Origin of the sequence: Arsukibacterium sp. UBA5043 (assembly GCA_002415085.1) — a bacterium.
Taxonomy (GTDB): Bacteria; Pseudomonadota; Gammaproteobacteria; order Enterobacterales; family Alteromonadaceae; genus Alishewanella.
In genome coordinates this window covers 46421-61519 of record DIBV01000003.1, presented here as the reverse complement: position 1 = coordinate 61519, position 15099 = coordinate 46421, and the positions used below count along the sequence as shown (strand labels likewise).

The following is a 15099-nucleotide window of genomic DNA, read 5'->3' as shown; positions in this document are numbered from 1 at the left end:
TAGAAATTGGAATTTATTCAGGAACTACTTAATGGCGATTTTATGCCACACGGCCATTGTCTGCTGTGGCGCACCGATTTACTGATCCTGCATGTTGGTGGTGATTTACTCACGTTTATCGCCTATATGCTGATCCCTTTTGGACTGGTGCGGCTGGTAAAAGCAAGAGATGATTTACGCTTTAACTGGATGTTTTTAATGTTTGCCGGGTTCATTTTTTTCTGTGGTGCCACCCATTTACTTGGGGTCATTAATATCTGGCATGGTTATTACTATATTCATGGCATGGTTAAGACCTTAACAGGATTTATCTCTATCGCTACCGCCTTGTTACTTTGGTATCTGATGCCGCAAATTATTAGCTTACCAAGTAAACGCAACATGCTGCAGAAAATTACCGAACTTACCCAAGCTGAAAAGCAACTTGCCGAATCAAATCAGCGATTAGAAACCGAGGTAAAAAAACGCACGGCGCAGCTGGAAAAAATGGCGACCACCGATGAACTGACCAGCCTAATTAACCGCCGCGAAACCATGCGTATTCTTGATATTGAAATATCACGCACCATCCGCCAGCAAACACCTTTGACTATTATGATGTTAGATTTAGACGATTTTAAAGCTATTAACGACAATTTCGGTCACCTGAGCGGTGATCAAACGTTAAAGACCGTCGCTGAATGCTGCAATGCACAGCTTAGAAAAACAGACTTTATCGGCAGAATTGGCGGCGAGGAGTTTCTGGTTATTTTACCCGATACCGCTATTGTCAGTGCCAGTGAACTTGCAGAGCGGATCCGGCATGCGCTGGAGCAGCAGACCTCGGCTCAAAGCAGCCTGCCGTTATTTACGGTAAGTATTGGGGTGGCGCAATGTCGGCGCACTGATACTCCGGCAAGCCTGATCCAACTTGCAGATGAAGCGTTATACCGGGCTAAAGCAACAGGCCGCAACCGGGTTTGCCTGGCCGAATCATGAAGCACTATGGCAGAGCCAATAACGGTCTTAATAAAGTGCGTGTGAAATAAGCTTATGATTTCAGAAATCCGGCAATACTGGGAGCAATTTCAGACCTCAACCTGTACACTAAAGGGCAAATAACAACAGTATTACGCTGGTTTCCAATTCATCAGCTTTTTTTGGTTTTGACAATGCGCCTGATCTTGCTGTTCATATTTACTTTTTCCTGGCAGCTGTGTGCAACGCCGACAACGCTCAAGGTGGCCGTTAATATCGGTCCGCCATGGGCGTTTTATCAGGAAGAAAAGGGTATTACTGGCATAGATGTTGAAATTATCCGGCATATTTTAACGAACATGGGCTATGACAGTGAGTTTCATCTGCTGGCCTATAATCGTCTGATCAAAGAGTTTAATGAAGGAAAATTTGATGTTGCCAGTCCTGCGGCATTTCCGCCAGACAACGGTTATCTAACCACACCATATTTGCCCTTTGCAGATGTTGTCGTTTCGCTTGAGTATAATAAATACAACATTAATACTCTGGCTGATTTAAAAGGCAAAAATATTATTGCCTATCAGTTTGCTACCTCTGTACTGGGTCAGGAATTTGCGGATGTGGTAAAAGATGAAAACTATTTAGAAATCGCAGAACGCGAGCTTCAGCTAAAATTGCTGGTTAATGCCAGAACCGACGTTGTTATCGGTGAGCGACGGCTGTTAACCTACATCATGCAAAAAAATCACCCGGGCGAAAGGTTAACCATTCACCCCATATTTATCACTAAACCTTATGGTGCCATTTTCAAAGACCAACTGTTACAGCAGCAGTTTGATCAAGAGCTGGAAAAGCTGCAACAGTCTGGTGGTTATCAGGCCATATTAAATAATTGGCCTTAGAAATTATTCAGACGTCGGAGCAGATTTGTCATTACTCAGCCTGGCTTTAAGTTTTAACTGTAACACCGCCAGCGCAGGCAGTAAAAACAGCAAAATAATGGTGGCAAACAAGATGCCAATGCCCAATGAAACAGCGGTGGGTTTGAGGAATTTTGCCTGAACACTGGTTTCCAGAATAATTGGGGTAACGCCTAAAAAGGTTGTCAACGATGTCAGTACAATGGCCCGAAACCGTTGCAGGGTAGCTTTGAGCACCGCTTGTTCAATTTCCTGACCTTCTTCGCGAAAACGGTTAATAAACTCCATCAGCAGCAGACTGTCGTTAATCACCACTCCGGACAGGCCAATCAGGCCAAACAATGACAACAGGGTCAGATCCAAACCGAGCATAACATGCCCCAACACTGCGCCGGTCAGACCAAACGGAATAATAGCCATAATTACCAGAGGCTGACTATAACTGGAAAATACCAGCGCCAGCAGGGCGTATACGGCAAACAACGACAACAGAAAATTCCGGGCCATTGACGGCTTAACCCGCTCCTGCTCAGCCTGATCGCCGCCGACCGTAACCTGCACATCCGGGTACTGACTGCTCATAGCGGCCCAACTCTCATTCAATACTTTCCGGGTAACCTGACCTCCGGTGGTAATGCGGTTATCCACATCGGCTCTTAACGCCGTAACCGACTGGCCGTTCAAACGGCTCAGTCTGGACATTGAATTATTAAGTTATCGAATAAAGACATGCTAAAACCCCGGGATATTCTACTGCAGGGGAACAGACCGTTTAGCAACACTATCGCGCTCAACAAGTATATTGCTGGTATAAAACACTTAATAGCAGGGTACAGCAGCGTGATAATTACAGTTGGTTTAATTAATCAGAAAATCACGTTCAGTGATATGAAAGATAATTGGTGCCTAGGGTCGGACTCGAACCGACACGGAGTTTCCCCCGGCGGATTTTGAATCCGCTGCGTCTACCGATTTCGCCACCCAGGCACTGAGGGATATTTTGAAGTAAACGCCTGCATTATACGGTGCTGCTAAAGCTTGGCAAGTGCTTTTATGACACTTTGTTTTAATTCGCTTTTAATTGCGCAAAATTACAGCAATGCGGAAAAAAGCCGGGCCTGGCATCGTAAAAAAATTCGGCCGTGTTAAACTTGCCGCAGATTACTGACAGGACTTTACTATGCTTTCCCATGCGCTAGCCACTGCCCCCCGTGCCGGTTTTGCCCGGCGTTTAGCAGCAATGATCTACGATATTCTGGTACTGGCTGCTTTGGTAATGCTGGCGGCCGGTATTGCCATGTTGCTGGTACAAATGTTGGCTTGGGGCGGAATGGTAAACCTGAGCGGTTACAGTGACATTGCTGATTACCTGAATACCGGGCTGCGTCGCTGGCTGTATTTTGCTTATCTGGTGGCGGTAATTCTGAGTTTTTATGTTTACTTCTGGTGCAAGGCCGGCCAAACCCTTGGCATGCGGGCCTGGCGTATTGTGGTGGTAAAGCAAAATGGCTTGCCGCTGGTTCCACTGCAAGCACTCGCCCGGGCATTGCTGGCGCTTTTTGGTGTAGGCAACTTTTGGTTATGGCTGCGCTGGGGTAAAGGCCTGGCGTTGCAGGATCAGCTTACCGCCAGCCAGATGGTGGTTATTAGTAAAGAGCACAGTAAAAGCCTGAATGTGCATCAGCAAGCACGCTGATGCAGCATTTTTAATAAAGAGCGCTGACTACACCTTCTTGCGCATAAAATAGAGCGCCAGCCCCATAAACAGCAGGCTAGGTAACATGGCACCGGCTAACGGCGGCAGCTGATACACCAGTGCCAGTGGGCCAAATAACTCGTTGCTCATAAAAAAACCAAAGCCGGTGAGAATACCAAGCAGCACCCTGGCTGCCATAGTGACACTGCGCAGCGGCCCGAAAATAAAGCTAAGTGCCAGTAATAACATAGCGGCAACGGACAACGGTTGCAGTACCTTTCGCCAAAAGGCCAGCTCATAACGGCTGGCTTCCTGATCATTTTGTTCAAGGTAATCAACATACTGTGCCAGACCAGTCAGCGACAGCATTTCGGGTTTGATCGTGACCACCCCTAACTTATCGGGGCTTAAACTGGAGCGCCATTGTTGCTGTTGCAAATTATTTCGCACAACACGGTCGGCAGTAAAAGTAAGTTCCGTGACGTTCTGCAAGCGCCAACGGTCTGTGCGGTACACTGCGCTGTCTGCGGTGACGACGGTGTCCAGCTGTAAGTCGTTATTAAATTTATAGATAGTTAAACCGGTCAAATTACCGACATCGTCAACCTCTTTAATATTAACAAAGCTGACACCATCCTTTGCCCAGACACCTTGTCTGGCGGCAAATAAATTACCATCTGAAATGGCTTTTATTCTAAGCTCACGCGCCGCCCGGTCACTTACCGGCGCGCCCCATTCTGCCACGGCCATCACCACCAGCACCATGACAATAGCTGACTTCATGACTGAGCTGATAATATTTAAGCGGGACATACCGGCTGCCTGCATGACAACTAACTCACTGCTGCTGGCCAGCATGCCCATACCAATTAAGCCGCCAATTAATGCTGCCATTGGAAAAAACAGTACTAAATCACCAGGCATGCTGTACAGGGTAAACAGTGCCGCATGCACCATGTCATAGTAGCCACGACCTATTGAACGCATTTGATCTATAAACCGGAACAATGCGGATAACACAATTAACACACTCAGGGTTAAGGCCGACGTCGCCAGAATGGTGCGGCCTATGTATAAATCGAGAATTTTCAACATATCAACTGCGCCCCGCTAACCAGCCACGAAACCGCTGAGCGCCAGATCGGTTGCGCATAATCAAAAACAGTCCCAGCAATAACGCGCCGCCATGCAACCACCATAGTCCAAGCTCTGGCGGAACTTTACCGTCTTCAAGAGCTGAGCGGCCAATAATTAACAACGCATAATAGCCCAGATACAATAGTAACGCCGGGAGTAAGCGGCCGAATTTTCCCTGTCGTGGGTTTACCCGGCTCAGCGGCACAGCAATTAGAGTAAGGATAGGGATAGACAGCGGAATAGCGATCCGCCAGTGCCATTCGGCTGCGGCTTCAGCGCTTTGCTCCTGCAATAATAATGGTGTACTTAAACTACTAAGCTTGCGCCTGCGCTGCTCGACCTGCTGCTCCCGCAACTGGATCTGGTAACGGCCAAACTCAGTCACTTCGTAAGCCGGTGAACGGCCATCACCAGCGTAACGCCTGCCGCGCTGCAATTCCAGCATTTGAGCGCCAGTAGCCACATCTTCAGTAACGGCACCGGTTTCGGCATAAACAATGGCGTGTTGTGCCTGCTCACCATGTAATTCGGTTTGTGCCACAAATACCCGGGATAACGTATTGCCTGAACGGCTGATATCCTGAACAAAAATTACCGCCTTTTCATTAGCGGTGTGCTGAAAACGGCCAGGCACCAATGAGAATAAACCCACGTTGCTATCAGCTTTTTCCAGCAACTGATATTCACGCTCGGTCGCCCACGGGCTTAGATAAAGGGTGACGCTACCAGCTAAAATAGCCATAAACACGGATAATAATAAGGTTAAGCGGGTAACATACCACTCGCTGACGCCGGTAGAATGTAATACGGTCATTTCACTGTCAGCATATATCCGGCCATACGCCACCAGAATGCCCAGAAAAGCACTTAATGGCAGAATGATCACCGCCAGCTGCGGTAATTTCAATGCGACAATCCCGACCACCAATTGTCCTGGCAAATCGCCTTCGGAAGCATCAGCAAGAATTTTTACAAAGCGTTGGCTGATGATAATACTGGTCAGAATAACAAAGACAGCCAATTGGGCACGAAACACCTCCCCAATCAGATAGCGAAAAATAATCAAAAATGCCCCCTAAAACCTGTCTTTTTGCTGGAAACCTGGCAATTTTTAAGTAAACTTGTTATTTAATACAATTATTATCAGGCAAAGTACCGGGAAAGCCGAGCTTTTTTCTCAATTCACGGTAGAATTCAGCCATGTCATCAGCTGGCGCTTTAGTACAATCGAAATTGTTAACAACTATTTGTTAATGGCTATAGTAGCACAGTCTCTTAGAATCAGGAGTAAGTATGGAGTTCAGCGTTAAAAGCGGAAGTCCGGAAAAACAACGCAGCGCATGTATTGTTGTCGGCGTGTACGAGCCACGTCGTCTTTCCGCAGTAGCAGAGCAACTGGATAAAATCAGCGAAGGTTATATCAGCAACTTATTACGCCGCGGCGATTTAGAAGGTAAACCCGGTCAGGTGTTGTTGTTACATCACGTACCTAATGTGCTTAGCGAGCGGGTACTGCTGGTTGGTTGTGGCAAAGAGCGGGAATTGGATGAGCGGCAGTACCGCCAGATCATCGCCAAAACCATCAGCACCCTGAACGAAACCGGTTCGATGGAAGCGGTCTGCTTTTTATCTGAACTGCATGTAAAAAGCCGTGATACCTACTGGAAAGTACGCCATGCGGTGGAAACTACCCAGGACTGCCTGTATGTATTTGATCGCTTAAAAAGCAAAAAAGATGAAACCCGCCGCCCCTTACGCAAAATTGTCTTTAACGTGCCAACCCGGCGCGATTTAACCATTGGCGAGCGTGCGGTAGAACAAGGTCTGGCTATTGCTGCAGGTATTAAGCAATGTAAAGACGTGGGCAATATGCCGCCCAACATCTGCACCCCGGCTTACCTGGCCGAGCAGGCGCAGGCGTTGGTGGAATTATCTGATAAAATCAGCGTCGAAGTGCTGGGTGCAGAAGAGTTGGCCAGCCATGGCATGAATTCTTATCTGGCTGTTGGCAGGGGCTCGGTAAATGGCCCGAAAATGTCAGTAATTAAATATAACGGTGCCGGCAACGATAGTGCGCCTATGGTATTAATTGGTAAGGGCCTGACCTTTGATTCGGGCGGTATCAGTTTAAAACCGGGCGATGGCATGGACGAAATGAAATACGACATGTGCGGCGCCGCTTCGGTGCTGGGTACTATGCATGCTGTTATTGCCCTGGGACTGCCAGTCAATATGGTTGCTATTCTGGCGGCCGCTGAAAATATGCCCGATGCCAACGCTTACCGCCCTGGCGATATTTTAACCACCATGTCTGGCCAAACGGTAGAAGTACTAAACACCGATGCCGAAGGCCGCTTAGTACTGTGTGATGCGCTGACCTATGCCGAGCGCTTTGACCCGGAACTGGTTATTGATGTTGCCACCCTAACCGGCGCTTGCGTTATTGCATTAGGTAAACATGCTTCAGGCTTATTAAGTAATCATAACCCGCTGGCACATGAAATTCTCAATGCGTCAGAGCAAAGTGGTGACCGCGCCTGGCGCCTGCCGTTATGGGATGATTATCAGGAGCAGCTGGAAAGCCCCTTTGCTGACTTCAGCAACTTAGGTGGCCGCGCCGCTGGTACTATTACTGCTGCCTGCTTTTTATCGCGCTTTACCCGCAAATATAACTGGGCGCACCTCGATATTGCTGGCACTGCCTGGCGCAGCGGTGGCAAAGACAAAGGCTCTACCGGCCGGCCAGTAGCGCTGTTAACCCAGTTTTTAATTAACCGGGCTGGCCAAAACCAGGATCACTGATGGCGGTTACCTTTTATGTGCTGGCTGAAAACCAGCAGTCAATTGAAAATGAGCTGAGCGATTCGCCAGCTCATTTTGCTTTGGCATGTCAGCTTTGCGCCAACTTTTACCGCGCCAACCAGCGGGTTTTTGTTTATACTGCCAGCCAGCAAGATGCCGAGCTCATCGATCAGCTGCTATGGCAGTTTGATGCCGATAGTTTTGTGCCGCATAACTTATCTGGTGAAGGTCCTGCCCGTGGTGCGCCGGTTGAAATAAGCTGGCAGCCACCCAGACAAAGCCGACAGATACTGATTAATCTGGCAAATGAAATACCCGCCTTTGCCAGCCGGTTTACCGACATTATCGAGTTTGTTCCCTCGCAGGCCGCTGCCAAAGCGCAAGCCCGGGAACGTTATAAGCAATATCGTCAGTCGGGTATTACCCCTGCTACCGTCAACGCCGACTGAACAACAGGTACTCTCATGGAAAAAACATTCAACCCCAGTCAGATAGAACAAGCCATGTACAGCGCATGGGAAAGTAAAGGTTATTTTAAACCCGCCGGCGATACTGGTGCAGGTAGTTACTGCATTATGATCCCACCGCCAAATGTGACCGGCAGCCTGCATATGGGCCATGCTTTTCAGCAAACCATTATGGATGCGATGACCCGCTATCAGCGGATGCGCGGCAAAAATACTTTATGGCAGGTTGGTAGCGACCATGCAGGTATCGCTACCCAGATGGTCGTTGAGCGGCAGCTGGCTGCGGCCGGCTTACCGGGCCGGCACGAGCTGGGGCGGGAAGCTTTTATCGAGAAAGTCTGGGACTGGAAAGCTGAATCAGGTGGCACTATTACCGCGCAGATGCGCCGCCTTGGCAACTCCGTCGACTGGGACCGTGAACGCTTTACTATGGATGCAGGCTTATCTGAGGCGGTGCAGGAAGTGTTTGTCCGGCTGTATCAGGACGACTTAATTTACCGCGGTAAACGCCTGGTAAACTGGGATCCTAAGCTGCACACCGCTATTTCTGACTTGGAAGTCGAGAATAAAGAGCAGCAGGGCCATATGTGGCATCTGCGCTATCCGCTGGCCGATGGCGCGCAAACCATCGATGGCAAAAATTATCTGGTGGTCGCCACCACCCGGCCGGAAACGATGTTGGGTGATACTGCCGTTGCTGTAAACCCGGCCGATGAGCGCTATCAGGCACTGATTGGCAAAGAAGTAATGCTGCCTTTGGTTAACCGACGCATTCCCATTATCAGTGATGAGCATGCCGACAAAGACAAGGGCACCGGTTGCGTGAAAATTACCCCGGCGCATGATTTTAACGATTACGAAGTCGGTAAACGTAATCAGCTGCCGATGATCAACATTCTGACCCAGGATGCCACTATCCGCAGTGACGGCGAATGTTTTCACAGCAATGGTGAACTTAACCCGGCAATAACAGCTGCTATTCCTGAAGAATACCAGGGACTGGACCGCTATGACGCACGTAAAGCGATTGTCGCGGCCTTCGATGAGGCCGGTTTATTAGAAAAAGTCGACAATTTAACCAATACCCTGCCCTATGGCGATCGCAGTGGCGTGGTCATTGAACCGTTACTGACTGATCAATGGTATGTGCGGGTAGCACCGCTGGCCAAAACAGCTGTGGAAGCAGTGGAAAGCGGCCAGATCGAGTTTGTGCCAAAACAATACGAAAACATGTATTTCAGCTGGATGCGAGACATTCAGGACTGGTGTATCTCCCGTCAGCTGTGGTGGGGCCACCGCATTCCGGCCTGGTACGATAACGACGGCAAGGTCTATGTCGGTCGTACCGAGCAGGAAGTTCGCAGCAGCTATCAGCTGGCCCCTGATCTGGTATTGCGTCAGGATGACGACGTGCTTGATACCTGGTTCAGCTCAGCACTGTGGACTTTCTCCACCCTGGGCTGGCCGCAGCAGACGGACGATTTAAAAACCTTTCATCCGACCGATGTCCTGGTAACCGGTTTTGACATCATCTTCTTCTGGGTAGCCCGGATGATCATGATGACCATGCATTTTATCAAAGATGATGAGGGCAAGCCGCAGGTACCGTTTAAAACCGTGTATGTGACCGGCTTAATCCGCGATGAGAATGGCGACAAAATGTCCAAGTCCAAGGGCAACGTCGTTGACCCGCTGGATATGATTGACGGCATCAGCCTGCCCGATTTGCTGGCCAAACGAACCAGTAATTTAATGCAGCCAAAACTGGCTGAGAAAATAGCTAAGCAGACCGAGCAACAGTTTCCGGACGGTATTACCGCCAGTGGCACCGACGCGGTGCGGTTTACCCTGGCGTCACTGGCATCGACCGGCCGTGATATCAACTGGGATATGAAACGCTTAGAAGGTTATCGCAATTTCTGTAATAAGCTTTGGAATGCCAGCCGCTATGTGCTGATGAATACCGAAGAAAAAGACTGTGGTTTTGGCAGTGAGACTAAGGTGTTGTCGCTGGCCGATAAATGGATCCTGGCGCAATACCAGCAGACGGTAAAACAGGTGACCCAGCATATCGACAACTACCGTTTCGATTTAGCCGCAACCGCATTGTACGAATTTACCTGGAACCAATTCTGCGATTGGTACTTAGAGCTGACTAAGCCAGTATTATTTAAAGGCACCGAAGCAGAGCAACGCGGTACCCTGCATACTCTGCTTACCGTACTGGAAAGTTTATTGCGTTTAATGCACCCGATAATGCCCTTTATTACGGAAACTATCTGGCAATCTGTCAAACCGCTTTGTCTCATTGACGGTGACAGCATCATGTTACAGGCTTATCCCCAGTTTAATGAGAGCCTGGCTGATGACACAGCAATGGCCGATTTAGAGTGGTTAAAGGCCGTCATTACCGCCATTCGCAATATACGCGGCGAAATGAATATTGCGCCAAGCAAACCCCTTAACGTATTGCTGCGCAATCTGAATAACGAAGAGCAACGCCGTCTACAGCAAAACCAGAACTTTTTAATGGTTATGGCTAAACTTGAAAGCGTTACGGTGTTAGCAACAGATGAAAAAGCCCCGGCCAGCGCAACTCAGTTAGTTGGCAATATGGACTTACTGATCCCGATGGCGGGATTAATTGATAAAGAAGCCGAACTGAACCGGATAAGCAAACAACTGGAAAAAACTAACCAGGAACTTGGCCGGGTTAGTGGAAAATTAAATAACCCGGGCTTTGTGGCTAAAGCACCTGAAGCCGTGCTGGCAAAAGAGCGAGCCAAACAGGCCGAACTTCAGCAGGCGATTAGCAAGCTGGATGCCCAACAAGCTGAAATCAACGCGCTGTAAGCTGGTTAGGCTGTATAGCAAAAGGCGACATGTTGGTCGCCTTTTTTATTGTTAAGATATTCCATCAATCCCAACTTTTACACTAAAAAAACCGGAGCAAGCTCCGGTTTTTTATCATCTCAGCAGCAAAGCACCGCTTCGCTTATTTTTTCACTGAACGGCGGCGACCAAAGGCCCGTAAACCTAATAAACCTAAACCAAATAACCCTAACATCGCTGGCTCTGGCACATTTAGCGGACGGGTAGTGATAAAGAAACCAAACTGAGCAGGAGTAAACATTTTTTCTCGGGTAGTAAAACCTAAACAACCGTTGGCTTTACTTGCTCTAGCGCACGTTGCATCAGGTAAGGGTGTTAAATTGCCTGATAATTCCACAATGCTCAGAAAATATGTCAGGCCGCCATAAACAAATTCAGTATTCAATGCTCCAAACTGAATAACAAAAATGTCATCACACACTGTCACTGATGGGAAATTACACGGTGTGGTGTTTGGCGTTTCAATAAAATCAACAAGAAAACTGGTAGTAAACTGAGGAACCGCAGGACCAACCGGATCCACTGGCGTCAAATCCAATGTGGTTAAGATACTGGTACTGGTCAAGGTACTATAAGTGCTGGAAAGCGTGTTATTGTAATGAGTAATAATATTAGTAGGTGCTGGCAGCATACCGTTGGTAAACACATTACCCGTTGCCGGCGAATTACTAATTTCTATGCCACTACGTGAATTAATAGCACTTAGAGTTGGATTAGTATGATCACCGCCTGCTCTGCCCCAGCTTATCAATGAATCATTTACTATTTGATTAGCATTTGTACCGCTAAATGTTGCACCCAACCATTCCGTTGTAACATTGTAAGACCACTCTACTACTGCAGCCTGGGTAAACGGCGCAACCAGTAATGCAGCGCCCGCCAGCAGCCCCTTACTTAATTTGTTCATATTAATCTCCATGATGGAACAAATGAGCAAACAACCATTATTATTTGCTTCCAACCCTCTACAGCACTTTACGTGCCACTTAATTAAGATAATGCTTCTAAAGGAATTATTGAATTTCTCGTGCTAATTATGTAAACAATCGTGACACTTCAAATGTGTGAATTTAGCGTCATTAGCCAGGCAAACGGTAACAAAAGATTGAGGTACTGACTTCGCTAAAGGCCTTAGTCTTGCCAGCACGCAAAGCAGGCCAACAATTTAATATTTTATTTCGGCATAAAAAAACCGGAGCAAGCTCCGGTTTTTTTTAGTTTGAAGTACGTTACCGCATCATTTATTTTTTAGCTGAACGGCGACGACCGAAAGCTCTTAACCCTAACAGACCCAGACCGAACAAACCTAACATGGCTGGCTCAGGCACATTTACCGGGCGGCTGGTGATAAGAAAACCAAATTGCGCCGGAGTAAAAGTACTCTCTTCTGTGGTAAAACCTAAACAACCGTTAGCAACTCCCGCTTCTGCACAGGTAGCATTAGGAAGTGGATTCAAATTACCTGTCAGTTCAACAATGCTGATGAAATACGTTACACCATCATATTCAAACTCGCTGTTTAACGAACCAAACTGAATGACAAAGATATCGTCACACACAGTGTCACTTGGAAAATCACAAGGGCTGGTGTTTGGCGTTTCAATAAAGTCGACAAAGAAATCAGTCATAAACGCTGGTGCCGCAGGCCCAACGGGATCAACTGGTGTTAACGTCAGCGTAGTTCTTACCTCTGCGCTGAGCAGGGTAGCGAAGTTACTGGACAGTACATTATTAAAATGAGTAATGGTATTTGTCGGCGCAGGCATCATGTTATTGGTAAACACGTTACCCATCGCTGGTGAGTTAGTAATTTCCAGACCACTGCGTGAATCTAAAGAACCTTGAGTTGGATCAGTATGGTCACCACCGTCTGCTCCCCAACTAATCAGCGAGGGGTTTTCAATCTGAGTACCATTACCAGCGCTAAATTCAGCATCAAGCCATTCTGTTGTTACGTTATAAGACCACTCAATGACTGCCGCCTGAGTAAATGGCGCAACGAGCAGTGCGGCACCTGCCAACATACCCTTCGTTAATTTGTTCATATGTATCTCCTTGCTGGAACAAAAGGACGAATAACCGCTAATATTCGCATTCCTTATAAATAAAGCATTAATCAGGCCACATTTTAACCAACTGTTTTAGCTTACATTTAACATTTAATAATCTTATTGGTGTAAATTTTCATGACAATTCTCCGACCATTAACAATGGCATGCGGCGGTTTTAGCCGCAGCCAGACAATTCTCTGGTGGAAAAATATTTTTTTGATATTATTGCGCCGTGGTTTTGGGCTAATTGAAACCATGATGTCTAAACGAATGATAACGAGTTCAATATTATAAAAGTGCGTTCCGTTGCGATGTCTTATCTGCTGCAGCGGTTTATCAACCGGTCTCTGATAACAGAGCTTTATATTTGAGAATACACAATGTCAGCAGATAGCACTGTAGGAAATCTTGCCGAACCTGTTGCTGCCGCCATCGAAGCGGCCGCTGTTTCCCCTTCCGCACTAAGTTTAATACCGCCATTAGTTGTGCTGACCTTTGCTGTCTGGTTAAAACGACCTATTCTGGCACTGATCCTTGGGGCTGTTGTTGGCTTACTGCTGATCAATCCGTTAGATGCCTTAGCTAACTTTTCAGATATCTCCGTTAATGTGATGCAGGACGAAACCATTGGCTGGTTAATTCTGGTTTGTGCCGGCTTTGGTGCGCTGATTGGTTTGCTGATCCATACCGGCGGTGCCGTTGCCTTTGGCCGTTTTGGCGCCAGAAAGGCCAGTGGCCCCCGCTCGTCGATGTTTATGACTTTTTTGCTGGGCTGCGTCATTTTTGTTGATGACTATCTGAACGCATTATCGGTTGGCGAAGCAATGAAGCGGGTGACCGACAAATTCAATGTATCCAGACAAAAACTGGCTTATATCGTCGACTCCACTGCAGCGCCTGTTTGTGTGCTGGTGCCTATTTCTACCTGGGCTGTATTCTTTGGTGGTTTGCTTGAAGACAATAATGTTGCTGAACAGGGCAAAGGGGTCGCCGTTTATATTGAGGCCATTCCTTATATGCTGTACCCAATTGTGGCTATTATTGTGGTTATGCTGGTTACGTTAAAACTGATGCCGGATATCGGGCCGATGAAAAAAGCCGAGCTGGCAACACAACAGGGCACACCTGTTGAATGTGAATTAGCCGACAGCCCCCAGGCAGGGGTACGGATGCAAAATCATGCTGTTGATGAAATGCCGTATCATACCAGTGATGAGTATGCCGTCAGCAGTATTGAAGAAGAATTTGAAACCAGCAACAAGCACGGTAAAGTGCACAACTTTGTGATGCCGATGCTGGCACTTATTGCCTTTACCATGCTGCTTGGCGAGTCACTAAGTGAGCCGGATATTCTAAAAGGCGTGATAGCCGCCCTGGTATTTTCATTTGTGTATTATGGCGTGCAACGACTGATGTCGTTATCAGAAATGATGGACGTTATGATGAATGGCTTTAAAACAATGCTGCCGGCGATCAGTATTGTTATTGCCGCTTTTATCTTTAAAGATGTCTGCGATAAACTTGGCTTACCACTGTATATTATCGAAAACCTGGCGCCCTATATGAGCGCGCAAATGCTGCCCGCCCTGGTATTTTTAGCCATGGCGCTGCTGGCCTTTGCCACCGGCTCCAGCTGGGGTATTTTTGCCGTGTCGATCCCGATTGTTATGCCACTGGCCTTTGCAGTGGATGCTAATATTCCACTGGTAATAGGCGCGCTGCTCTCGGCCAGCTCATTTGGCAGCCAGGCCTGCTTTTACAGTGACTCGACAGTATTGGCGGCACAAGGCTCAGGTTGTAACCTGATGAGCCATGCCTTAACCCAGTTCCCCTATGCCTTAATCGCCGCCATAATAGCCTTTTTTGGCTTTATTGCGCTGGCTTGATACTTGAAGCTATTTGGCAGGGGGCTTCAAACCGGTTTACGAAACCTAACTAGCGAGAACCGGATTACCCTAAGCTGACCGTTGAAGCCCCGGACGGGCGGAAACGAGCCCCCATGGAAGGGTTTACGGCGTGTCGGCGTGGGTGATGCGGTTTTCGCTTTCGACACTGGGAACGACTACAACACCCAATTTGGCTTGCCACAGCAACTATACTGGGCTGTCCTGCCCAGTACCCTTGGCCAGCTGAAGCTGTTCAAATTCGTTCCTGACGAATTTGTCGCCTGCGGCTCA

12 protein-coding genes and 1 tRNA gene are annotated in these 15099 nt (G+C 47.8%); 7 read left to right on the top strand and 6 right to left on the bottom strand.

The genetic code is table 11. The annotated features are described in order from the left end of the window. The first annotated feature begins 6 nt into the window (after nucleotides 1–6). Together B2Q61_RS03170 and B2Q61_RS03165 are read left to right on the top strand one after the other, a co-directional pair. A complete protein-coding gene (locus B2Q61_RS03170; protein ID WP_290621344.1) occupies nucleotides 7–978 on the top strand; it encodes a GGDEF domain-containing protein in 972 nt (323 codons plus the stop codon). A gap of 173 nt (nucleotides 979–1151) precedes the next feature. Further along, nucleotides 1152–1859: a substrate-binding periplasmic protein gene (locus tag B2Q61_RS03165; protein ID WP_290621343.1), complete on the top strand. Its 708-nt coding sequence runs from the start codon at nucleotides 1152–1154 to the stop codon at nucleotides 1857–1859. A 3-nt stretch (nucleotides 1860–1862) separates the two neighbouring features. Here B2Q61_RS03165 and B2Q61_RS03160 read toward each other — a convergent pair whose 3' ends face one another. After that, complete coding sequence (locus tag B2Q61_RS03160) at nucleotides 1863–2579, bottom strand: efflux RND transporter permease subunit (RefSeq protein ID WP_290621342.1); 717 nt, start codon at nucleotides 2577–2579, stop codon at nucleotides 1863–1865. A gap of 198 nt (nucleotides 2580–2777) precedes the next feature. Next, a tRNA-Leu gene (locus B2Q61_RS03155) sits at nucleotides 2778–2864 on the bottom strand. A gap of 193 nt (nucleotides 2865–3057) precedes the next feature. Between B2Q61_RS03155 and B2Q61_RS03150 the strand changes: the two genes are divergently transcribed. After that, nucleotides 3058–3573 (top strand): RDD family protein, encoded by a 516-nt coding sequence (locus tag B2Q61_RS03150; protein ID WP_290621341.1) that lies wholly within the window; start codon nucleotides 3058–3060, stop codon nucleotides 3571–3573. Nucleotides 3574–3600: 27 nt separating this feature from the next. Here the strand turns inward: B2Q61_RS03150 and lptG are convergent, their stop codons facing one another. Both lptG and lptF read right to left on the bottom strand, forming a co-directional pair. Continuing rightward, nucleotides 3601–4668 carry an LPS export ABC transporter permease LptG gene (gene lptG / locus B2Q61_RS03145; protein ID WP_290621340.1) on the bottom strand — a complete coding sequence of 356 codons (1068 nt, stop codon included), beginning with the start codon at nucleotides 4666–4668 and terminating at the stop codon, nucleotides 3601–3603. Nucleotide 4669: 1 nt separating this feature from the next. Beyond that, entirely contained in the window at nucleotides 4670–5776 is a 1107-nt protein-coding gene (lptF, locus tag B2Q61_RS03140; RefSeq protein WP_290621339.1) for an LPS export ABC transporter permease LptF, read from the bottom strand. A gap of 227 nt (nucleotides 5777–6003) precedes the next feature. On the opposite strand from lptF, the gene pepA reads away from it, so the two are divergent. Genes pepA through B2Q61_RS03125 form a run of 3 tightly spaced genes read left to right on the top strand, consistent with a single transcriptional unit; the run spans nucleotide 6004 to nucleotide 10832 of the window. Further along, nucleotides 6004–7512, top strand: a complete 1509-nt coding sequence (pepA, locus tag B2Q61_RS03135) for a leucyl aminopeptidase (protein ID WP_290621338.1) — start codon at nucleotides 6004–6006, stop codon at nucleotides 7510–7512. Next, nucleotides 7512–7961 carry a DNA polymerase III subunit chi gene (locus B2Q61_RS03130; protein WP_290621337.1) on the top strand — a complete coding sequence of 150 codons (450 nt, stop codon included), beginning with the start codon at nucleotides 7512–7514 and terminating at the stop codon, nucleotides 7959–7961. Before pepA ends, B2Q61_RS03130 begins: the two co-directional genes overlap by 1 nt. Nucleotides 7962–7976: 15 nt before the next feature. Then, nucleotides 7977–10832, top strand: a complete 2856-nt coding sequence (locus B2Q61_RS03125; protein ID WP_290622144.1) for a valine--tRNA ligase — start codon at nucleotides 7977–7979, stop codon at nucleotides 10830–10832. A 142-nt stretch (nucleotides 10833–10974) separates the two neighbouring features. Here B2Q61_RS03125 and B2Q61_RS03120 read toward each other — a convergent pair whose 3' ends face one another. Then, entirely contained in the window at nucleotides 10975–11778 is an 804-nt protein-coding gene (locus B2Q61_RS03120) for a THxN family PEP-CTERM protein (RefSeq protein ID WP_290621335.1), read from the bottom strand. A gap of 334 nt (nucleotides 11779–12112) precedes the next feature. After that, entirely contained in the window at nucleotides 12113–12916 is an 804-nt protein-coding gene (locus B2Q61_RS03115; RefSeq protein ID WP_290621334.1) for a THxN family PEP-CTERM protein, read from the bottom strand. A 386-nt stretch (nucleotides 12917–13302) separates the two neighbouring features. Between B2Q61_RS03115 and B2Q61_RS03110 the strand changes: the two genes are divergently transcribed. Further along, nucleotides 13303–14808 (top strand): Na+/H+ antiporter NhaC family protein, encoded by a 1506-nt coding sequence (locus tag B2Q61_RS03110; protein WP_290621333.1) that lies wholly within the window; start codon nucleotides 13303–13305, stop codon nucleotides 14806–14808. The last annotated feature ends 291 nt before the right edge of the window (nucleotides 14809–15099 follow it).